The organism is Sinanaerobacter sp. ZZT-01 (genome assembly GCF_035621135.1).
GTDB lineage: Bacteria > Bacillota > Clostridia > Peptostreptococcales > Anaerovoracaceae > IOR16.
This window is the reverse complement of record NZ_CP141728.1, coordinates 1290062-1312542: the sequence shown is the minus strand read 5'-3', so window position 1 is coordinate 1312542 and position 22481 is coordinate 1290062. Positions and strand designations below refer to the sequence as shown.

At 38.5% G+C, this 22481-nt stretch carries 19 protein-coding genes; 14 read left to right on the top strand and 5 right to left on the bottom strand.

Annotated features, from left to right (window positions below; all coding sequences use genetic code 11):
- The first annotated feature begins 287 nt into the window (after positions 1-287).
- The 9 genes from ortA to U5921_RS06335 all read left to right on the top strand — a co-directional run bounded on the left by ortA (position 288) and on the right by U5921_RS06335 (position 11686).
- The gene (gene ortA / locus U5921_RS06375) at positions 288-587 is read left to right on the top strand and encodes a 2-amino-4-oxopentanoate thiolase subunit OrtA (RefSeq protein ID WP_324825626.1); all 300 of its coding nucleotides are present in this window, start codon (positions 288-290) and stop codon (positions 585-587) included.
- Positions 587-1987 carry a 2-amino-4-oxopentanoate thiolase subunit OrtB gene (ortB, locus tag U5921_RS06370; protein WP_324825625.1) on the top strand — a complete coding sequence of 467 codons (1401 nt, stop codon included), beginning with the start codon at positions 587-589 and terminating at the stop codon, positions 1985-1987. Before ortA ends, ortB begins: the two co-directional genes overlap by 1 nt.
- A 142-nt stretch (positions 1988-2129) precedes the next feature.
- Complete coding sequence (locus tag U5921_RS06365) at positions 2130-2492, top strand: ornithine aminomutase subunit alpha (protein ID WP_324825624.1); 363 nt, start codon at positions 2130-2132, stop codon at positions 2490-2492.
- A 1-nt stretch (position 2493) separates the two neighbouring features.
- A complete protein-coding gene (gene oraE / locus U5921_RS06360) occupies positions 2494-4704 on the top strand; it encodes a D-ornithine 4,5-aminomutase subunit OraE (RefSeq protein WP_324825623.1) in 2211 nt (736 codons plus the stop codon).
- A gap of 75 nt (positions 4705-4779) precedes the next feature.
- Entirely contained in the window at positions 4780-6318 is a 1539-nt protein-coding gene (locus U5921_RS06355; protein WP_324825622.1) for a GlmL-related ornithine degradation protein, read from the top strand.
- A gap of 136 nt (positions 6319-6454) precedes the next feature.
- Positions 6455-7540 carry an ornithine racemase Orr gene (orr, locus tag U5921_RS06350; RefSeq protein WP_324825621.1) on the top strand — a complete coding sequence of 362 codons (1086 nt, stop codon included), beginning with the start codon at positions 6455-6457 and terminating at the stop codon, positions 7538-7540.
- Between the two features lie 223 nt (positions 7541-7763).
- Entirely contained in the window at positions 7764-8672 is a 909-nt protein-coding gene (locus U5921_RS06345; RefSeq protein ID WP_324825620.1) for a hypothetical protein, read from the top strand.
- A gap of 219 nt (positions 8673-8891) precedes the next feature.
- A complete protein-coding gene (locus tag U5921_RS06340; protein ID WP_324825619.1) occupies positions 8892-10088 on the top strand; it encodes a pyridoxal phosphate-dependent aminotransferase in 1197 nt (398 codons plus the stop codon).
- Positions 10089-10420: 332 nt separating this feature from the next.
- Positions 10421-11686 (top strand): AraC family transcriptional regulator, encoded by a 1266-nt coding sequence (locus tag U5921_RS06335; RefSeq protein WP_324825618.1) that lies wholly within the window; start codon positions 10421-10423, stop codon positions 11684-11686.
- A gap of 3 nt (positions 11687-11689) precedes the next feature.
- On the opposite strand, the gene U5921_RS06330 is transcribed toward U5921_RS06335, so the two are convergent.
- Positions 11690-12874, bottom strand: a complete 1185-nt coding sequence (locus U5921_RS06330; RefSeq protein ID WP_324825617.1) for a cation diffusion facilitator family transporter — start codon at positions 12872-12874, stop codon at positions 11690-11692.
- Positions 12875-13186: 312 nt separating this feature from the next.
- Here U5921_RS06330 and U5921_RS06325 point away from each other — a divergent pair, with 312 nt between their 5' ends.
- From U5921_RS06325 to U5921_RS06310, 4 genes are all read left to right on the top strand, one after another.
- The gene (locus tag U5921_RS06325) at positions 13187-14506 is read left to right on the top strand and encodes a D-serine ammonia-lyase (protein ID WP_324825616.1); all 1320 of its coding nucleotides are present in this window, start codon (positions 13187-13189) and stop codon (positions 14504-14506) included.
- Between the two features lie 57 nt (positions 14507-14563).
- Complete coding sequence (locus tag U5921_RS06320) at positions 14564-15256, top strand: response regulator transcription factor (protein WP_324825615.1); 693 nt, start codon at positions 14564-14566, stop codon at positions 15254-15256.
- Positions 15253-16353 (top strand): sensor histidine kinase, encoded by a 1101-nt coding sequence (locus U5921_RS06315; protein WP_324825614.1) that lies wholly within the window; start codon positions 15253-15255, stop codon positions 16351-16353. Before U5921_RS06320 ends, U5921_RS06315 begins: the two co-directional genes overlap by 4 nt.
- Positions 16354-16435: 82 nt before the next feature.
- Entirely contained in the window at positions 16436-17173 is a 738-nt protein-coding gene (locus U5921_RS06310; protein WP_324825613.1) for a M15 family metallopeptidase, read from the top strand.
- Between the two features lie 169 nt (positions 17174-17342).
- Here the strand turns inward: U5921_RS06310 and hydF are convergent, their stop codons facing one another.
- The 4 genes from hydF to U5921_RS06290 are packed head-to-tail and all read right to left on the bottom strand — an operon-like array spanning position 17343 to position 21336.
- Positions 17343-18545, bottom strand: coding sequence for a [FeFe] hydrogenase H-cluster maturation GTPase HydF (gene hydF, locus U5921_RS06305; protein ID WP_324825612.1), 1203 nt, complete (start codon positions 18543-18545; stop codon positions 17343-17345).
- A gap of 13 nt (positions 18546-18558) precedes the next feature.
- Positions 18559-19980, bottom strand: coding sequence for a [FeFe] hydrogenase H-cluster radical SAM maturase HydG (gene hydG, locus U5921_RS06300; protein ID WP_324825611.1), 1422 nt, complete (start codon positions 19978-19980; stop codon positions 18559-18561).
- Position 19981: 1 nt separating this feature from the next.
- The gene (gene hydE, locus U5921_RS06295; protein ID WP_324825610.1) at positions 19982-21085 is read right to left on the bottom strand and encodes a [FeFe] hydrogenase H-cluster radical SAM maturase HydE; all 1104 of its coding nucleotides are present in this window, start codon (positions 21083-21085) and stop codon (positions 19982-19984) included.
- Positions 21079-21336 carry a TM1266 family iron-only hydrogenase system putative regulator gene (locus U5921_RS06290; protein ID WP_324825609.1) on the bottom strand — a complete coding sequence of 86 codons (258 nt, stop codon included), beginning with the start codon at positions 21334-21336 and terminating at the stop codon, positions 21079-21081. The genes hydE and U5921_RS06290 overlap by 7 nt, the downstream gene beginning before the upstream one ends.
- A 436-nt stretch (positions 21337-21772) precedes the next feature.
- On the opposite strand from U5921_RS06290, the gene U5921_RS06285 reads away from it, so the two are divergent.
- Entirely contained in the window at positions 21773-22477 is a 705-nt protein-coding gene (locus U5921_RS06285; protein ID WP_324825608.1) for a phosphopantothenoylcysteine decarboxylase, read from the top strand.
- Positions 22478-22481: the final 4 nt, after the last annotated feature.

Sequence of the window (22481 nt, the reverse complement as noted above, 5' to 3'; positions counted from 1 at the left end):
AAACAAATTGATGGAAAGTCCTCCGTCAGCAATTCATGCACTTTAGTGCATAGAATTGTACGGCGAAGAAAATAGAAAAGCTTTAAAGTCGAGATCAGCAATTCATGTGCTTTAGCACATAGAATTGTACGGCGAAGAAAATAGAATATATGAATGATAGAGGACGATTTTAAAAAAATCGTCCTCTATAGCAAATTGTATTCGGATAAATAAAAACTGAAGAGAATTAATTTTAATAGAAGCATAGAAAAAGGTATAAAATTTTTTTCTAGAAAAGGAGAATGAAAATGGTTAAAAAGGGAGAATGGGTTCGCATTCACTCAATCGTATTGGAACCATCTGGAAGAGCTCCAAAAGTTCCAGATGATACAAGAGCATGCCCTCTTGAAATGTGGACAAAAGGATTTTTACAGGAAGATGCAGAAATCGGCGATGAAGTTACTATTAAGACTGTAGCAAATCGTATGGAAAAGGGAAAACTGCTAGAAGTGAACCCTTATTATACACATAGTTATGGAAAGTTTATCCCAGAATTAGTACAGATTGATAAGCAGTTGAGAGAAATCATGTTCGGAGGTGAAAAATAATGGCATTAGCAAAAGATTATGCTTCCGTTATGGGAAGATCCAATGAAATCATGAAAAAAGCTCTAGGCTTAGATTATGCAGAATTTGAATCCGGTTCCGTAGCATTTGACTATGAAACCTTAATGAAGTCAACTGGGTATACATTAGATGAAGTTTCTAAAATTCAAGGCAGAACAGGTGTTGGTAATACACCGTTATTAGAGCTGAAAAATTTATCTGCGCTTTCAAGAAAGTATGCAAAGCCAGGGTATGGTGCTCGTATTTTCGCTAAAGATGAAGCTGCAAACCCATCCGGTTCCTTCAAGGCAAGAAGAGCTGCTTGCGCAGTTGCTCATGCAAAGAAGCTTGGATATAAAGGCGTTATCGCAGCAACATCCGGAAACTATGGTGCAGCAGTTGCATCGCAGGCAGCGATGCAGGGCTTAGAGTGCATCATCGTTCAGGAATGCTATGACTCCCGTGGAGTTGGTCAGCCTGAAATCGTAGAAAAAGCAAGAAAGTGCGAAGCATTTGGTGCGGAAGTTGTTCAGCTTACTGTTGGACCTGAATTATTCTATTCCTTCTTGTCAATCTTAGAAGATACAGGATACTTCAATGCTTCCTTATATTCTCCATTCGGTATTGCCGGAGTAGAAACTTTAGGATATGAAATTGCTATGCAGTGCCGTGAAAATATCGGAAAAGACCCGGATATGGTTGTTTGCACAAATGCCGGCGGCGGAATGATGACGGGAACTGCTCGTGGTCTTATGAAGGCTGGAGCTACCGACACAAAATATGTTGCAGCCTCCATTGATTTAACGGGACTTCACATGGCTTCCGATAAGCAGTTTAATTTAAAATCCTGCACAACAGGTCACACCGGATTTGGTGTTCCATACGCTACAGACCCAGATCACTCCGATGTTCCGAGAAGTGCTGCAAGACCACTTCGTTACATGGATCGTTATGTAACGGTAACACAGGGTGAAGTATTCTACATGACAGAAGCTCTTGCAAACCTGGAGGGAATTGAAAGAGGACCGGCAGGAAATACTGCATTAGCAGCAGCATTTTCATTGGCTCAGGAGCTTCCGGAAGATGCAGTAATCGTTATCAGTGAGACAGAATATACCGGTGCAGGAAAGCACATCCAGCCACAGTTGTCTTTCGCAAGAGACAACGGCATTGATATCCGCTTCGGTGATCCGGCAGAAGACAAACCAGGAGAAAATGTTATCCTTCCTAAGGATCCAAGCTACATTAAGTGCAAAGAGGCTGATATCAAGCGCTTCAGATCTTCTTTAATCAAAAAAGCTTGCAAAAAACACGAAGGAACTCCAACGGATGCTGATTTAGAATTTCTTGCAGCAGAGACAAAGACAGATGTTGCCTTTGTAAAAGAAGTTTTAGGACTTTAATTTTGTAATTCGAAGTCGTTAAAAGTCTTCGAAAGTAAATCAAATTAAAAATGAGAGATGCAGGTTTGATGAAACCGCAATGAACGAAAGCCTGCATCTTATGAATCCGAAATAAAAAGATTATGAAATAAGGAGAATCAGGATGGAAAGAAAAGATGATTTTGCAGAACGCAGAAAGCATATTGCGAAACTTTCAGACGAAGAATTATACAACAAGTTCTGGGAGTTGACAGCACAAGTTGTTGATCCGCTTCTGGATTTGGGAAAGAAAAACACAACTCCTTCTGTAGAAAGAGCAGTTCTTCTGCGAATGGGTGTTTCCTCACTTCAATCAAAACCAATTGTTGAAGGGTGTATGGACAGAGGATTGATGGGAAAAGGTGCAGGTCACGTAGTTTATAAATTCTCAAAGGCTAAGAACATTTCAATTCCTGAAGCAGCGGCAATGTTAGCAGAGGGCAATGGTTGGGATGAAGCAGTTGCATTGTTTAAAGGAGGGAAATAAGATGGCTTACGATAAATTAGAAAAAGACAAGAAAATTGATGTCGAGCTGATCTTACAGGACCTCGATAAATATGCACCAAGAAGAAAAGGATGGGTTTGGAGAAAACCTGTAGCAGACTTAGAAATGGGACCTTTCACATATAAGGATGCCACTGAACCGTTGAAACAAGGTGTACCTCTACCTCCTGCAAAATATTTCAACAATGTCGATCCACAGCCAGCCCCTGTTATTACGACTGAAATCGCTTCAGGCAGATTTGAAGATGATATCAGAAGAATGAGAATGGCAGCTTGGCATGGCGCAGACCATATCATGGTAATTCGTACCGCAGGGCAGTCTCATATGGACGGATTGATTGAAGGCACTCCGCAAGGTATTGGAGGCGTTCCAATTACAAGAAAGCAAGTCAGAGCACAGAGAAAAGCATTGGATTTAATTGAAGATGAAGTTGGTCGTCCAATCAACTATCATTCTTATGTATCCGGGGTTGCAGGCCCTGATGTAGCAGTTATGTTTGCGGAAGAAGGAATTAATGGAGCTCACCAGGACCCACAGTACAATGTTCTTTATAGAAACATCAACTGCGTTCGTTCTTTTGTAGATGCTTGCGAATCAAAGAAGATATTAGAATGGGCAGAAATCGCACAGATTGACGGAGCGCATAATGCAAATGCAACGGCCAGAGAAGCATGGAAAGTAATGCCGGAACTTATCGTTCAGCATGCAATTAACTCTTTATTCTCAGAAAAGGTTGGAATTAAACCAGAGAATATTTGTTTGTCAACCGTACCTCCAACAGCAACTCCAGCACCGTGTGTATATATGGACCTTCCTTATGCAGTGGCACTCAGAGATTTCTGTAGAAGATATAGAATGAGAGCACAGATGAATACGAAGTATATCGATTCTTCTGCTAGAGAGGCAACTGTAACACACGTATTAAATATGTTGATTTCAAAGCTTACAAGAGCAGATATTCAGTCAACAATTACGCCAGATGAAGGCAGAAACGTTCCTTGGCATATCTACAACATCGAAGCTTGTGATACTGCGAAGCAGACATTGATCGGACTTGACGGATTAATGGAAATGGTGGAATTAAAGAAAGATGGACCATTAGTAGATACATCAAGAGAAATCAGAGAAAGAGCTTGCTTATTCATGGAAGAAATTGTGGAAGTAGGCGGCTACTTTGAAGCGGTACAAGAAGGATTTTTCGTTGATTCTGCAATGTATCCGGAAAGAAACGGCGACGGTATCGCAAGAAAGATCGAAGGCGGTATTGGATATGGATTTGTTTACGAAAGAGACGAAGACTATATGGCTCCAGTAACGGCTCACTATGGATACAATAATGTAGAGCAGTACGGTGGAGATCCTAAAAATCCAGCTGCATTAATCGGTGGCTGTACGTTTGAAGACAGAAGCAAGATTGTTTACATCGATGAGCTTGACGATGATAACGTAAATACAAGAATGGCTGAAAATGCGAAATACAGAAATTCTAACTTCATCAAGCCTGAAATGGAATGGTTGGCAGATGGTACCGTAATGCTTACAATGTGCATCCCTGCAAACAAGAGAACTGCGGAAGTTGTTGCAGTGGAAATCGGTAACAAATTAGGTTTGGAAGATCCGGAAGTCATTTCAAGAGAAGTGCTTCAGGAGGCGGAAGGTACAAGAATTGAAATGAAAGGAAAGCTCAAATTCGATGTAGACCTTTCAAAGCTTGTTATACCTCCAGAACCAGTATATCTAACGGATGAAGAGATCAGAAAAGATGTAAAAGATCATCCATTAAAGGTTGTTTGCGGTACGGTTGGTGAAGATGAACACTCTGTAGGTCTTCTAGAGATTATTAACATCAAGCATGGCGGTATTGAACGATTTGGTATTGAGTGTGTATACCTTGGCACTTCGGTTCCGGTTGAAAAGCTGGTTGATGCCGCAGTAGAATTGAATGCAGAGGCTATTTTAGCATCTACCATTATTTCTCACGACAACATTCATTACAAGAACATGAAGAGAATCAATGAACTTGCAATTGAAAAAGGAATCAGAGATAAGGTCATGATTGTTGCAGGCGGTACGCAGGTAATTCCTGAAGAAGCTATGAAGACTGGTATTGATGCTGGTTTCGGAAGAAACTCGCATGGTATTGATGTAGCTTCCTTCTTAGTTGAAGAAAGAATCAGAAGAAGAAATCAGTAGGAATAAGCGAAAAGAATTTTAATGGAGTCTGTGCAAAGAGTGCAGACTCCATTGTTAAAAATAAGGAGCTATTATATGAAAGTCGACGTATTAGTAGCCGAAATCGGCTCAACAACAACGGTAGTAAATGCATTTAAAAATATAAATACAGCGGACCCTGTTTTTTGGGCTCAAGGGCAGGCTCCCACCTCAGTAATGGACGGCGACGTAAGAATTGGGCTTCAAGGCGCAATTGATGATTTATGCAAAAAAATGAGCATTGATTCTTTAGAATACGATGAAATGCTTGCGACTTCTTCCGCAGCAGGCGGATTGAAAATGACCGTGCATGGCCTTGTTTATGACATGACTGCGAAAGCAGCAAAAGAAGCAGCGCTCGGTGCTGGGGCCATCATTCACTACGTAACAGCAGGAAGGCTGAGACGTACCGATTTACAAAAGATTAAAGAAATAAAACCGAATTTGATTCTCATAGCAGGCGGTGTGGACTATGGAGAACGGGATACTGCAATATATAATGCAGAATTAATTCGAAGCATGGGACTAGGCACACCGATTATCTATGCAGGAAATGTAGAAAATCAAGAAGAAATCAAACTGATCTTTGATGAGGAGAGCGGTTCAAACTTATATATTGTAGATAATGTGTATCCTAAAATTGATGATTTGAATGTAGAGCCTGCAAGAAAAGTCATTCAAGATGCATTTGAGGATCACATCATTCATGCACCGGGTATGGAGCATGTAAGGGATATGGTAAATGGACCGATTATTCCGACACCGGGTGCTGTTATGGAAGCAACAAAGCTGTTAAATGAATGTATCGGAAATGTTGTGGTTTTAGACGTCGGCGGTGCGACAACAGATGTACATTCCGTATGTGAAGAATCTGATCAGATTGCAAGAATTATGATCAGTCCCGAGCCGAAGGCAAAGCGGACGGTGGAAGGCGATCTTGGCGTTTATGTGAATATGAAAAATATTGTGAATCTAATCGGTGAAGAAAAATTAAAAGAAGATCTGCCGGATGTTGATTTAAAAAGTGTCATGGATAACTATAAAGCCATTCCAAAAAATGATGAAGAACGCACTTTTGTCGAACGTTTGACTAAAGAAGCAGTGATTCGTTCCGTAGAACGTCATGCAGGGCAGATTCGCTATATTTACGGTCCTTCCGGTAGGAGCACCGTTGCAGAGGGAAAGGACTTGACACAGGTAAAATATATCATAGGGACAGGTGGTGCTCTGACAAGGCTTCCGCACAGAGTGGAAATTATGGAAGAGATCGCACAGCATAATGAGACAGGACTGTTGCTATTCCCAAGTGAAAGTGCTCGTATTTTAGTGGATAACGATTATATTATGGCATCCTTGGGCGTTTTGTCAAAAAGGTATCGTGAAGGAACGATTAAGCTTTTACAAAAGAGTTTAAACTTTACATTCCCAGAAAAGAAAGAAGATGGTCCGATTCGTTCCGCAAAGGCAGCTTACCTGCAAGAATTGGAACGGCTGGAAGCGATAGAAAATAAAAAGAAAAAAGAATTGGAAGATCACTTACGTGAGGAAGGCTATGAATTGGTTAACGGTGAATATGTAAAGAAAGCAGAAGAATAAGGTGAAAGAATTTTAAATGCTGCACTTTGCATAAAAATAGGAAGCCACTTTACGAAAAAGTAGAGAATATCTAAAAGGTATCTTCTATTTTATAAAAATGGATAGAAAAGAAGTAAGGATTAAAGGAGGAAAAGGGATGTACCCTAGATTAACGGTTCATTTGGCAAAGGTTAGACAAAACCTTGATGCAGTGAGTAAAATAACACATGGCGGCAACTGTTCTATGATGATTGTAACAAAGGGGTTCTGCGCCGATAAAAAAATTGTAGAGCTCATTATGAAGCACCAAGGCGTGGATTTTTTAGCAGATTCTCGTGTGCAGAACATTAAAACCTATGCAGAGACAGCCAAAAAAAATGGGAAAGAAACGGTACTCTTAAGACTGCCTATGGGGAGTGAGGCAGATGAAGTCGTAAAGTACGTTGATCTAAGCTTTAATTCAGAAATTAAGACAATTGCTTTATTAAATGAGGCAGCAAAGAAATATGATAAAAAGCATAAAGTTTTACTTATGATTGACCTAGGTGACCTGAGAGAAGGTATCTTCTTTAAAGATGAAGACCAAATTATGGAGGCTGTATCTCAGATTTTAAAAATGGAACAGATTGAACTATACGGAGTAGGCGTAAATCTTACCTGCTATGGAGCGGTGATTCCGAAACAGGATAATTTGAGTATTTTAGTAAGCATTGCAAAAAAGATAGAAGAAAAATTCGGTATTTCATTGTCGATGGTTTCCGGTGGGAATTCCAGCTCTATCTATTTGATTGGAAAGGATGAAATGCCGGAAGGTATCAACAATTTACGACTGGGAGAATCCTTTATATTAGGAAATGATACTGCATATGGAACAAAAATTGAGGGCACTTGCTCGGATGCACTGATACTAGAAGCAGAAATTATTGAATTAAAGAGAAAGCAATCGATTCCAATTGGAGAGACAGGAGTAGATGCATTTGGTCAAAAGCCGGTCTATGAGGACCGCGGAGTCATCAAACGTGCGATTCTAGCTGTAGGAAAACAAGATATAGATATTGATAGTTTGACACCGCTTGATAAGAAGATTGATATTTTAGGTGGAAGCTCCGATCATTTAATCCTAGATGTAACCAATTCAGATACGACTTATAAAGTAGGCGATTGTATCAAATTTGAGCTTGGATATGGTGGAATGCTAAAGGCATTTACAAGTGCTTATGTTGATATCAGCTATGAAGAGTAGAATTACAAGCGAATAGAATAAAAAATAGAAACCTTTGGAAATGAATGCAGAGACGAAGAAGCGCATTTTATTTTCGAAGGTTTTTCTTTTTCAGAGAACACAGTTCTTTCCCTATTGATGATGAAAAAATAACTTTTCACATCTTTTTTTAGTTTTTGGCTAAAATTTAGAATAATGGAAAATATATTTAAAAGATAAGTTTTAGGTTGGAGGGGGAAAGGTTTTGAAACATGCGAAAGATTTTTTCTTAGAGCATAAAAAGCTGTGTGTTTTAAGCTTCTTATTTCTGCTCCTTTTTTTCGGAGTTTTTTTATCGAGTAAAGCAGCAGAGCCTTATGCACATATTACACCGAATTATCCACAAGAAGAAATCATTTCTGTTTTTTTAAAGGAAGAACTGAATGAAGGAGATTATAAAAAAATTTTGTTTCAAACGGGGCTTGGGAAGCAATCTGTGGATTATTTAAGAAAAATAAGACCCAAAACAATAAATGAGAGCAATATGGAGTACAAACTGTGGAAAAGTAAGGTGGATAACTTGCATAAAAAATTTTTTGAGGAAGTTAATTTTACACAGAAGGCAAATACTTTAATTTCCTGTGAAGAAATTCTCATTGATAACGATGGAAATCCTGTGAATGGTATTTCTTTTGTAGATTTAGAAGATGGGGATATTTTGGTTACAAAATGTTCACGTATATACGGCTGGAGAAATGGGCATGCAGCACTGGTTATTGATGCAAAAAATGAGAAGACAATTGAGTCAGTCGTTCTGGGAGAAGATTCTTGTATTCAAAATCTTCGTAAGTGGAAGCATTACCCGAATGTCATGGTTTTTCGTTTAAAAGGAAAGGATCAGGCTTACCGTAAGAAAATAGCAGATTGGGCAATTCAAAATATGGAAAATCTGCCGTACCGCCTTTCAGTAGGGATCTTATCAAAAAAAGATGGCAAGGAAGGAAAATATAATGGAACACAGTGTGCTCATTTAGTATGGGCGGCCTATTGGCAATTTGGATATGATTTGGACGGCGATGGAGGTAAAATTGTGACGCCAAAAGATCTGGCGAATAGTTCCTGTTTAGAAATCGTACAATTATATGGGACCGATCCACAAGAGCCTTGGAAATAATCAGTAGTTTCATTGACAGAATGAATGTGGAAGATTATGATAATATTAAGCATGTACAAGAGCAAAGAACGTGAGAGGATGCAGTTATAGCAGCATGAAGAAGTACCGAAAAAGCTTTATAAGAATTTGAATTTTACCCAATACCTATGGAGATAAAGAAGTAAAAAGTTTAAAATTATTTTAATTTGTATAGTGATAAGTAAAAGGAGTGAGGAAAACATGATTTCAAAGAAAATGGTTGCATTTGTTGAAGGAAGTTCGACAATACGTGCAATGTTTGAAGAAGGTAAACTTCTTGCTGAAAAGTATGGTGCAGAAAATGTGTATGACTTTAGCTTAGGTAACCCGAATGTACCGGCACCGGCAAAGGTTAAAGAGGCTATTATTGATGTTTTAAATGAAGAAGAGCCAACTTTTGTGCATGGATATATGAATAATTCAGGGTATGAAGACATTCGAGAAAAAATTGCCTTATCAATCAATAAAAAATATGGGACTTCCTTTGATCATAATAACATAATCATGACGGTTGGAGCTGCAGGAGGAATCAATGTTATATTAAAGACTTTACTGAATCCGGGAGATGAAGTGGTGGCGTTTGCTCCATACTTTGGAGAATATCGCAGCTATGCCGCGAATTATGATGCAGACTTAGTCGTTGTATCGGCTAATACAACGGATTTTCAGCCAAATCTGGTTGAGTTTCGTGAAAAACTGACTTCCAAAACAAAGGCAGTCATTATCAACTCGCCGAATAATCCGACCGGTGTGGTTTATACGGAAGAGACACTTCGGGCATTGGCTGCTGTTCTCAATGAAAAGCAGAAAGAATTCGGCACAGATATTTACTTAATTGCAGATGAACCATACAGAGAGCTTGCTTATGATGGTGTGGTTGTTCCATATGTAACGCCGTATTATAAAAATACCATTGTTGGATATTCTTACAGCAAATCGCTTTCTCTTCCGGGAGAACGAATTGGGTATTTGGTCATTCCAAATGAGGCAGCAGACTTTGAAAATATCATTGCAGCAGCAAATGTTGCTACCCGTATTTTAGGCTTTGTAAATGCGCCTTCTCTACTTCAAAGAGCGATTGGAAGATGCTTGAATGAAGAGGTTGATCTTGCGTTTTATAATAAAAACAGAGAGACCCTTTATAAGGGACTTTGCGATGCAGGATATGAGTGCATTAAGCCAGAAGGAGCTTTTTACTTATTTGTAAAAACGCCAATTGAAAAGGATGCAGAATTTTGCCAGCTTGCCAAAAAGTATAATTTACTATTGGTACCGGGAAGTGCATTTGCTTGTCCGGGATATGTCAGAATTGCCTATTGTGTTGCGCATGAAACCATTGTTAATGCTTTACCGAAGTTTAAAGTGTTGATGGATGAAATAAAAGCATCGAAAAAATAAATAGCGATAGACTAAATAAAATACCCAAAGGGTTTGCATTGGCGTTTGCTTATTCCTTTGGGTATTTTATTTATCTTCTTATTTGTTATTTTGCTTGTTATTTTCTCCTCCTTTTGATTTTTTCATTATGCGAGTTTTCTTTTTATGGTTTTTATTTTATGGTTTTGTAACTTTATTATAGAAGAAAAGAAGGGGTAAAAAATATCAATTTTATTTTAAGATATGTAAATAAATTTGTTATTTTATCGCGTAAAAAACAAATTTAATATTTGATAATCAAAAAATATAATGTTAAAATTATAAAAAATATAAAAATGATTGGATAAAGAGGAATGCAATATACTTCTACAGGTGGAAATTTGGATGCAGAGCAGAAAGTGATAGAAAAAGCAAAGAACGTTGCAAAGGCTTTTTCAAATGTCACTCAAATTCCGGTCACCTTTTTTTATCGGGAAAATGAAATGAATTGGGAATGGCAGCCACAGGGAAAATTATGCAATGTGTTCACAGACCAGTGTCATTGCAGTGAAAGCTGTCTCAGAACCTTAAATTCCGCTGCCAGCACAGCTCATAAGTTGCGGGAAGCCTATATTTTTGTCTGCAATTCAGGCATGATTCAAGTTGCATATCCAGTGATATATAAAAAAGAAAATTGCGGGTGTGTCTTTGCAGGTCCTTTTGCAATGGGTTCTAATCGTGAACGTGTTCTACGTCACATTTTAAAAAGAGTGGTGCAGAAAGAAGCATATGAATATAAATTAATTGCTTTTTTCAGCGTAATAAAGATGTATTCACCGAAAGAAGTACAGTATCTTTATGATTTGTTTCAGTACAGTATGCTGGGTGCTTTACAGATGGAGAGGGAGTTTGGAGCGGTTGCAGTTTCTGAGAATAAAAAGAGAGGCATATCTATCGAAACGGAAAGAGAACGAATTTATCCAAGTGAGCTAGAGGATCAGCTGCTGGAAGCGGTAAGACGTGGAAATGCCGAAAAAGCACAAGTTCTATTTTCAGACTTCTTTGAAAAGATAAAGGCATTAGAAGCAGATAATTTGGGATTTGTAAAAATTCGTCTGATGGAGCTTACGGGGATATTATCAAGAGTTTCTTCAAAAAATGCGGTGCATACCTTAAATTCTTATACGTATTTGGAATGTCTCGATGAGTTAAATAGCGCAATGACTTTTCAAAGCGTTTTCGGTCTTATTTATAATTTGATCGGCAGGTTTGCAAACGATGCATTTTTGCACATGTATGAAGGAAACTCAGAAACCATTCGAATGGGACTGCGCTTCATAGAAGAAAATTATAAAGATGACATTACATTAAATGATGTAGCAGAATTTGTCCATATCAATCCATCCTACTTATCAACGTTATTTAAGCAGGAAATGGGGATTGCATTTACTTATTATTTGACAGAATTGAGAATTGATAAAAGCCTGAGGCTGCTTGCGGATACAAGTTTTAGTTTGACTGAAATTGCACTTCGTGTAGGCTTTAATAGTCAAAGTTATTTTATTAAAGTATTTAAAAGTATAATGGGAATGACCCCTAAAGAATATCGGAAAAAATCGAATACACATGGAAGCTATTGATCGTCAATGCTTTTCAATGTCGCCTGTGTAATTTTTATCAATTGTAATGACAGGCTGATATAGAGGATTACACAATTGAAGATCTTTGGCCAAATGTGATTTTAATTCCTCCTCGCTCATACTGCACTGTGGGGATATAACGACGTCAAAAATAACATTATGGTGTGTGTAGCCGTGAACAACCCGTATATCATGGATATCCAAAATAGTATCATATTCCGTAATGATCTCTTTGAGCTGTTGTTTTACGATTTGTGTCAAAGGGTCTTTATAATCGACCGGGTCCATATGAACGACAAGATGAATGCGAAGAGATTCACTTAAGGTTCGTTCAAGATTGTCGATCATATCATGGCTTGCAATCATATCGTTGTGCGCATCTACTTCTACGTGTACCGATGCAAAAATACGAGCAGGACCATAGTTGTGAACGACTAGATCATGTACGCCTAAAACATCAGGGTGCTTCATGATTTTTTCACTGATTGCATTGACTAACTCTGGGTCTGGCGCTTGACCGAGCAAAGGGTCAGCTGTCTCTTTAACCAGCTGAAAGCCTGAATAGATAATGAACAGAGCAACAAGCATTCCTAGGTATCCGTCAAGCTGCAAATTGGTTGCTTTACCGATTAAAATACCAAACAACACAGCAGAGGTTGCAATGACATCATTTCGGCTGTCTGTTCCGGTTGCTTTTAAAGTAGAAGAGGAAATGATTTCTCCCATTTTTATATTAAAAAGGGATTGCCAGATTTTGATTAAGATTGAAACGATTAAAATACCAATTGTAAAATAATTAAAATCCAAAGGATCGGGATGAAGGATTTTATCAAAGGAACGCATGCATAGCTGGACGCCAAGTACGATAATAAGAACTGATACAATGACGCCGGTCAAATATTCGATGCGCGCATGACCGTAAGGGTGTTCTTCATCGGCAGGACGGGAGGCCAGTCGAAATCCGATTAAAGTAATAAAGGAAGAGGAGGCATCCGCTAAATTGTTGATTCCGTCAGCTAAGATGGCAATGCTGTGAAAAAGTAATCCTGTGAGGATTTTTAAAGTGCACAAAAAGGCATTGGAAACAATGCCGATGACACCAGCTAATTTACCGTAGCTTTCACGAACATGCGGGTCTCTGATGTTTTCATAATCTTTAATAAAGACCTTTATTAATAATTTTCTCATGATTTCTCCTGCATTTTTAATTCTTCTTCTTATTATATATGAATTAGCCTTATATCATTCTACTTTTCATAATTGATATATTCAAGTGTAAAAACTATTTTTACATCTAAAAATACGATGAGACAGAAAAAAATCTGGAAATGTTGTTTTCTGAATCTTGTAAAAAAATTTATTTTTAGTGCAGAATATAAATAGATTTTGTTTTATAAAACAGAATATTCATAGAGCATCTATTTCCTATATTTAAGTAGGAAGTTTTGCTTATATATGATAAAATGCTGGTAGAGATTTGTCGTAAGGAGGAACGATTCAATGACATACGATTTAGAAGAGTTGAAAACAAAAAATTCCTTGCTTTTGCCAATGATGAGAACGGAACCTATTTTTTGGATCAATCCAAATAGTGGGGAAAAAGTGGAATATCCATTTGAAGAGAAAGACATTTCCGAAGCGGAAGCAAGACTCAGGCGTTTTGCACCTTATCTTCGTATAGCATTTCCGCAGACAGAGAAAACAAAAGGGATTATAGAATCACCGTTGATTGAGATTCCAAACATGCAGAGGGCTTTATCGGAACGTTACGGTATACTGCATAGGGGTACTTTGCTAATGAAATGCGACAGCCATTTGCCCGTATCTGGATCAATCAAAGCAAGAGGCGGAATTCATGAAGTTTTAAAATATGCAGAGGATATCGCAATAGAAAAAGGGCTGCTGAAAAAAGAAGATAATTATGAAGTACTCACGGAGCCCCATTTTAAAGAACTGTTTTCAAAATACAGTGTCGCAGTAGGCTCTACGGGAAATTTAGGATTGTCAATTGGCATTATTAGTGCAAAATTAGGGTTTCATGTGACCATTCATATGTCATCCGATGCAAGGCAATGGAAAAAGGATATGCTGCGAGAAAGGGGTGCAGTTGTAGTCGAATATCCGGATGATTATCAAAAAGCGGTTGCGGAAGGAAGAAAAGAAGCGGAAAAGGACCTGATGTGCCACTTTGTAGATGATGAAGGCTCTTCTGATTTATTTTTAGGTTATGCAACGGCAGCCAAACGCTTAGAAAAGCAGCTAAAAGAAATGGGGATTCAAATCGATGAAGAACATCCTATGTTCGTTTACTTGCCTTGTGGAGTAGGTGGTGGCCCGGGCGGTGTCACATTTGGATTGAAAGAGATTTATGGTGAAAATGTACATTGCTTCTTTGCAGAGCCAACGCATGCACCATGTATGGCACTGGGTATGATGACCGGACTGCATGATCAAATTGCTTGCAGTGACATCGGTTTGGACGGGAAGACCGCAGCAGATGGTTTGGCAGTTGGCAGAGCATCTAAATTGGTAGGAAAGATTATGGAAACGCAGTTAGATGGTGTATTTACGATAGAAGATGATGAGCTTTATACACTTCTTTATCTGCTTTCCGAGGAAGAAAAGCAATACATTGAGCCATCCGCTTGTGCCGGATTTCCGGGAATTGCAAAAGTACTTTCACAAGAAGAGTATCTGAAAAAAAATAATTTGAAGGATAAAATGCATCAAGCAGTTCATATTGTTTGGGCAACCGGAGGAAGTATGGTTCCGCGGGAAGAAATGCAAAATTATTTAGAAAAAGGAAAAAAATTTATTTAGATTATTTAATCATGAATATAATAAATAAAAATTATAATTAGGGGATGGGCGGTTTTTATGAGTACCATTTTAATTGTGGATGACGAGAAGGAAATCGTTGATTTAATAGAAATTTATATGAAAAGCGAAGGCTTTTTTATTGAAAAAGCGTACGATGGCGTACAGGCATTAGAATTAATCGACAAAAAAGAAATTGATTTGTTGATTTTGGATGTAATGATGCCGGGAATGAATGGTCTTGAGGTATGTCAGCGCGTTCGCTATAAAAGAAAATTACCAATTATATTACTCAGTGCAAAGTCAGAGGATATCGATAAAATAATGGGTCTGGGTATGGGAGCCGATGATTACATTACGAAACCGTTTCATCCGTTGGAATTGATTGCAAGAGTAAAGTCACAGCTTACGCGGTTCGCACAATTGACCGGAGACTTGGGTAAAGAGAACTATGATGAAGTAAGCATTCGAGGTTTATTTATGGACAGCCGGAGTCATAGAGTCACGGTCTTTGAACAGGAGATTGATTTAACGCCTACCGAGTTTGATATTTTATTTCTGCTGACATCACATGCGGGTAAAGTTTTTTCCGCCGAAGAGATTTTTCACCAGGTATGGAAAGAAAAATATTTGGATTCCAATAACACTGTCATGGTGCATATTCGTAAAATCAGAGAAAAAATAGAATCAAATACGAGAAAACCTAAGTTTATTAAAACGGTTTGGGGCGTTGGGTATGTGGTTGAGAAATGAATAAAAATGAATTTACGACCTTAAAGATAAAATTAATAATTCGGATTATCGGAAATGTATTTTTTGCTGTCATTGCTGCCATGCTTGTGATTTATATAGCGGTAGATGGATTTTTGCAAAGACCTATTGCCAATTTGGCAGATCAATTAGGGCTATATCATCTCTTGCTTCAGTTAAAAATTCCGTTGATTGCGGTAATGATCATTCTTTTCCTTCTCCTAGGCATTTTTCTTGCTATGGGGAAGCTTTCCTATTATCTGAATGCAGTAAGCAGAGGAATTGATCAAGTTTTTGACGAAAAGAAAAATATTGTAGAGTTGCCTGAAGGATTGGAAGCGATGGAAACAAAGCTGAATCGTGTGAAATATGATTTACAGAAACGACAGCTGGAGGCGAAAGAAAGCGAGCAGCAAAAAAATGATTTGGTAGTGTATTTAGCACATGATCTGCGTACGCCGATGACATCCATATTAGGATATTTAAATCTTTTAGAAGCAGAGAAAGATATGGAGCAGGAAAAAAGAGAAAAGTATCGCGGCATTGTACTTAATAAGGCAAAACGAATGGAGCTGCTTTTAGATGAGCTTTTCGAAATCACCCGATTTAATGCAACCAGTATTGAACTGATTGAGCGCAAGGTGAATCTAAATATCATGCTGGAACAACTGATTGAAGAATTTTATCCACTGCTGTCAGAGAAGCAGTTATCCTATAAAATAGTGCAGGATGAAAATGTAGAGATTATTGCGGATCCCGATCAGCTGGCACGTGTTTTTGATAATCTACTGAGGAATGCGGTTGCGTATAGTGAAACGGAGACAGAGATTCTCATTGAACTTTTAAAAACAGAGCGGATAGCAATCATAAGATTTACAAATCATGGGATGACGATTCCAAAAGAGAAGCTGGATCGTATTTTTGAACGTTTTTATCGTGTAGATGAAGCGAGAACGACAGCAAACGGCGGTGCTGGGTTGGGATTGGCCATTGCTAAAAAAATAGTAACGATTCATAAAGGAAGTATCAGGGCCGAAAGTAAAAATTTAGAAACAATTTTAACTGTAGAGCTGCCTCTTAAGAAATCTTTAAGAAATTAGTAAGGAAGCGATAAGGTATTTTCCCCTTTTTTGCGGTACAATACTCGTACAAAAGGGTTTTTTATTGAGGAGAAAAGAGCAGATGAAAAAGAGAAAATTGATAAAAGGAGTAATTTGTTTAAGTTTGGTTGGAGTTTCTGCATTTGGTTTGAATCAAATGATGAAAAAACAGACAGACGTAACAGGAAAATTTTTAGAAAATATGGTAGTCTCGGCTGTAGAGCCGGACAATGAAACACTTGCAAAACAGGATTATACCGTACTTGTTGATGCAGAGCATCCTTTGCAAAGAGATTTTGTACCTGATAATTTAGTCACTGTAAGCTATACAGAAGAAAAATTGACGGAAGTAGCAGCAAAACAAATGACCGCAATGATTAGGGATTTAGAAAAAGAAGGGTATACCATTCTTCCATTAAGTGGCTATCGTTCTTATGACCGCCAGCAGACATTATTTGATCGCAAAGTATTTGAATTAATGCAGGCAGATAAATCCCTTACAAAGGAAAAAGCAGAAAAAAAAGCCATTGAATTCGTAGAACTTCCAGGAACCAGCGAGCATCAAACCGGACTGGCGATGGATGTCGCACTGCGAGATGACGAAACCGATCCGCCAATGGAAGAAACGCCGGAAGGAAAATGGCTGATTGACAATGTGTATCGGTATGGATTTATTGTACGGTATCCGGATACAGGCGATGCGAAAAAAGATGTTTCCTATGAACCATGGCACCTGAGATATGTGGGTACAGAATTAGCTGAAAAATTACAAAAAAGCGGAGTGCGCTTAGAAGAATACAAAGCGAATATTTTATCCTAAATGGGGATAATATGATGATGATTTTAACTCTGAAGCAAAGATATGATTTCAAAGAAAGTAATAAAATTCTTTTCTTTGAAATCACAAATACTTTATGATATGAAATATTTTAGAGTCGAAAGATTACGTAAAAGATTATTTAATGGAAGTAATTAGAACCTATTTTTACTTAGATTGTATAATCGATTGAATCTAAAATACCCGAAAGATACGCTAAGGCGACTCCGTAATTGGTCATTGGAATGCTTTGTTTCTTAGCTAGACCAATACGGGTTAAGACGTATTGTCGGTTAAACATACATGCACCGCATTGTATAATTAAATCATACGAATGCAGCTCCTTAGGAAAATCGACTCCGCTGACGATGTCAACGGTAAGCTCGTTGCCAATCCGTTGGCGTAATAAGCGGGGGAGTTTTTCCCGGCCAATGTCTTCAGACAAGGGAGCATGTGTACAAGCTTCTGCAATCAGCACACGTGAATGCGGAGCTAACGATGCGATTGCTTTTGCACCTTCTAGATAATAAGGCAAATCACCCTTATAACCTGCAAATAATATAGAGAAAGAAGTAAGCTTGCTTTGAGCAGGCTTTTTCTCATATACGGATTTAAAAACCTGTGAATCGGTAATGATTAAATCCGGTGCTTTAGAAAGGGAAGACAAAGCAGCATCTACAGTATCGGCAGTTGTGCAGACCGGAAAACATTTTTTGTCTAATAATTCCCGAAGTACTTGCACTTGAGGCAGGATTAAACGGCCCTTCGGTGCTTGAATATCCTGTGGCATTACCAAAAGAACAAGATCACCTGGCTTGGCCAGCTCACCGGTAATGCTTTCTTTTTCATAATCAGAAGGAAGTGCTTCGATGATTTCATTTCGAAGCATTTCAATACTGTCTGCATTGTTTACGGAACAAACAATGGGGCGTAGGCCGGATTGCTTATTTATAAAAAGCGCAAGCTCCGACTGTTCTTCTTCTGTTAAGCAGTCGGACTTACTGAGGACGGCAACGACTGGAATGTTTTTTTGTTCAAAGCTCTTTGCCCATTTACATTCTAAGTCTATCGCATTTTTGTGAAATAAAATCAAGGCCAAATCCGTCTTTTCAGAAGCTTTTTTCGTTTCTTCCATACGAAGATTACCCAATGTGCCTTCATCGTCAAATCCGGGTGTATCGATGAAGACACATGGACCGATGCCGTGTATTTCCATAGATTTGTACACGGAATCGGTCGTGGTTCCGGCTACATCCGAAACCACGGCAATCTGCTGATTAGTTAGAGCATTGATTAAAGATGATTTTCCACAGTTTCTCCTTCCGAAAAGACCAATGTGTAATTGGTTTGCTCTCGGCGTTTCATTTAAACTCATAGTTTCCTCCGTCCTAGAAACGAAAATCTCGTTTTCCGTTATGAAGTTCACTTAAATGATCCTTTGCAATGGCGCGTACCTTTTCATTTGTAATATGCTCGACTTCCTTGGAAATCAACGTTTCACCTTTTTGCTTTGTATCTTCTGAAGCATAGTCTTCCAAATATTCTTTTAATGTCATAAGTGCATTTGGCAGGCAGCAATTTGCAATTTGTCCGGATTTCACGAGACTCATAAAACGGTCCCCCGTGCGTCCTTCCCGGTAGCACGCAGTGCAGAAGCTCGGAATGTAATCCATATCTAAAAGCCAATTTACGATTTCATCCAGCGTTCTTGTATCATTCAATTCAAATTGTGAGGAATTATCTTCTTCTTTCTCTTCTTTTGCATAACCACCAACACTTGTGCGAGAGCCACCACTGATTTGTGAAATGCCAAGATCCAGTACACGTTTTCTCGTTTCTTCATTTTCTCTAGTGGAGATAATCATACCGGTATAAGGAACCGCGATTCGCAAAACAGCAATAATCTTAGAAAAGATGTCATCGCTGATAGAATTCGTAAAATTATTTGGGTCGATGTCATCTGCCGGGCGAATTCTTGGAACGCTGATTGTGTGAGGGCCGACTCCGAATGCAGCCTCCAGATGTTCTGCATGCATTAAAAGACCAATGAAGTCATAGCGATATAGATTGAGCCCAAATAAAACACCGATGCCGACATCATCAATACCGGCTTCCATCGCACGATCCATCGCTTCAGTATGGTAGGCATAATCATGTTTTGGTCCTACCGGATGAAGTAGCTCATAATTTTCTTTGTGGTACGTTTCTTGGAATAAGATATAGGTGCCGATTCCTGCATCTTTCAGCTTGCGGTAATTTTGCACACTGGTGGCAGCAATATTGACGTTGACTCTTCGGATTGCCCCGTTTTTATGATGAATACTGTAGATTGTCTTGATACTTTCCAAGACGTACTCAATTGGGTTATTGACGGGGTCTTCACCGGTTTCCAGCGCGAGACGTTTATGTCCCATATCTTGTAAAGCACGCACTTCACAGACAATTTCCTCTTGGGTCAGCTTTTTTCTTGATATATGTTCGTTCTGATGGTGGTAAGGACAATATACGCATCCATTTACACAGTAATTAGATAAGTACAGCGGTGCAAACATGACGATACGGTTACCGTATAGTTTTTGTTTGATTTCTTTTGCCAAAGTAAACATTTTTTCATTTTCTTCTGCTATCTGACATTCTAAAAGCACTGCGGCTTCTCGGTGAGTAAGACCTTTGCAGTTTCTTGCTTTTTCGATCAGAGTAGAAATTAACTTCTGGTTATTTTTGTTGGCTTTAGCATACTCAATGGTAGAGAGGATTTCCTCATTGTTGATAAATTCTTCTGCTTTCATGGAAGCTGGATCATAACGCATTTTAATTCCTTTCCGGGGCATCACCCCGATCTATAACTAGGATACGGCCAATGTTGTTCATACGGTTTGAAAGGCAGCCTTGACATTCTGCTGCTTCTTCCCCTGTACAAATTTTATTATCATACAGCATATACTTTTTGCGTATGCTGAGCGGAGATAAATTTGGCATAACTACGTTGGCACCTGCTAAAATACCGAGTTCACGGCCTTTCGGATGGATTGTGCCCAGCGCAGTCGTGGCAGGAATTAAGAGAGTGGGAAGCATAAAGCGCAGAATGCTAATTAAACATAGCGTTCTTTGTAAGCTCCCGGCGGACTTGTTTGCAAACGGAGTCTGGTGATGAGGTAAAAATGGACCGATTCCTACCATATGAGGTTGTAATTCGTGAATAAACTGCAAATCTTCAACCAATGTCTGCGTAGTCTGATAAGGAGAACCTACCATAAATCCGGTTCCGGTCTGATAACCAATTTCCTTTAAATTCAACAGACATTGCTTGCGGCTTTCTAATTTCTGAATAGAAGGGTGCAGCTTGCTATAGTGTGTTTCATCTGCTGTCTCATGTCTTAACAGATATCGATCTGCTCCTGCATTAAAATAAGAGAGAAAGCTTTCCTTGCTTTTTTCCCCTAAGGAGAGTGTGATAGCACAATCCGAATATCTGTTTTTGATTGAAGAGATTATATCAGTCAAGATGGTGTCCGTATAGTAGGGGTCCTCGCCTCCTTGCAGCACAAAGGTTCGAAAACCGAGTATATAGCCCTGCTCGCAGCATTCCAAAATTGCTTGCTTATTTAATCGGTAGCGTGATGCATTGCCATTGCTTCTTCGAATACCGCAATAATAGCAGTCATTTTGACAGTAGTTTGTGAATTCAATTAAACCCCGTTTATAAATATGATTTTGAAAATGGATTGCAGTAACTTCTCTGGCCTTCTCAAAGAGATAAGACGACAGCTCCATTGAAAGAGAAGAGGTTTCTTCTTGTAGGGTTTGACTTAATGGAGAAACGCTTTCAATTAATAACTGAAAAGAAGTATTGTCCAATCTTTTTTCTTTAAAAAGAGTATCAATGAGCTGTTTACCCTGCATGAAATTTAGCATATGGTCGGCACCTTCGAGTATATGGTCTTTGTACTGACATGAGGAAGCATTCCGATTTTTCCTGAAAGTGTACTGATAACATCATTAGGAGCATCTATGATGACACTGATTACCGAAACCTGGCGTCTTGGGTAAGGGATTCCCATACGGCCTACAATATAGCTGCCGTATTCGTGCAAAAGTGCATTCATTTTTTCAACAGAATCCTTATCCTCAACAATGATTCCAATTAATGCCAGTCTAGTTTCCATAAAACAATCCTTTCTTTATATGTTTAGCGTTGGTATCTGCAAAAGTGTAATTTTTACTTTTTATAGTTGGGTGTGCTGCAAATCTTTACCGTTTAATAAGCTTTTTTTATTACAGAAAATTCATAACGAAAAAATCCCTGTACTTTTAAGTACAAGGATTCATGCAATCAAAAAAACACTAACGAGGAAGCAAGATAAATCTTGTTTCTTTTTTAGTTAGAAAACAAATTCCGCCGAAGCTGAAACCGTTTTTTTTGTCGCCTTCCTACTCGGGACGAACCCTTGTACTCTCAGAACGATTTTTTATGTTTTAAGAGTAACATAGGGCAAAAAAAAGTACAAGAAAAATATTATAGAAAAAATGGGTATTAAATCACATTTATGATAAAATAAAAGTAAATAAAGCAGAGAAATAAAGGATAGGAAGGATATTTTGATGAAGCTAATCATAACGGCCGGAGGGACGACAGAACGAATAGATGATGTGCGTTCTATTACGAATACATCAACGGGGAGATTAGGGAATACCATCGGCAGAACTATTTTAAAGAATTACGGAGAAAACATAGAGACTTTGTATTATTTACATGGACTTCGGGCAGAACCTCCCGTTGGACAGAATGTGATTTCCATTCCGATACAAGGGGTGAAAGAGCTTGAGGAGAACCTAAGACACCTTCTTGAAACCGAGGAAATCGATGGTGTTATTCATTCGATGGCAGTCAGCGATTATACGGTCAAAGAGGTGACAACGACTCAAGCATTAAAAGAAGGCAAAGCATTAGACAGCAGTAAAAAAATAAGTTCTGAAATTGAAGACCTTGTTATCGTTATGGAAAAAACGCCTAAGGTTATTCAATCCATAAAAAAATGGAATCCAAAAACGATCTTAATCGGATTCAAACTTTTGAGTGATGTAGCGAGAGAAGAACTAATCAATGTTGGGCACAATCTTCTGCTTAAAAACAAATGTACCTTTGTTTTAGCAAATGATTTAAAGGAGATTCATGCGACCGAGCATGCTGGGTATTTGATTCACGAAGACAAAACTTATGATTCTATGGCAACAAGAGAAGAAATTGCAGAAAAAATCAGTATGCGGTTGCTTGAAAAATTGGACAAAGGAAAGGACAGAAAATGAAGGA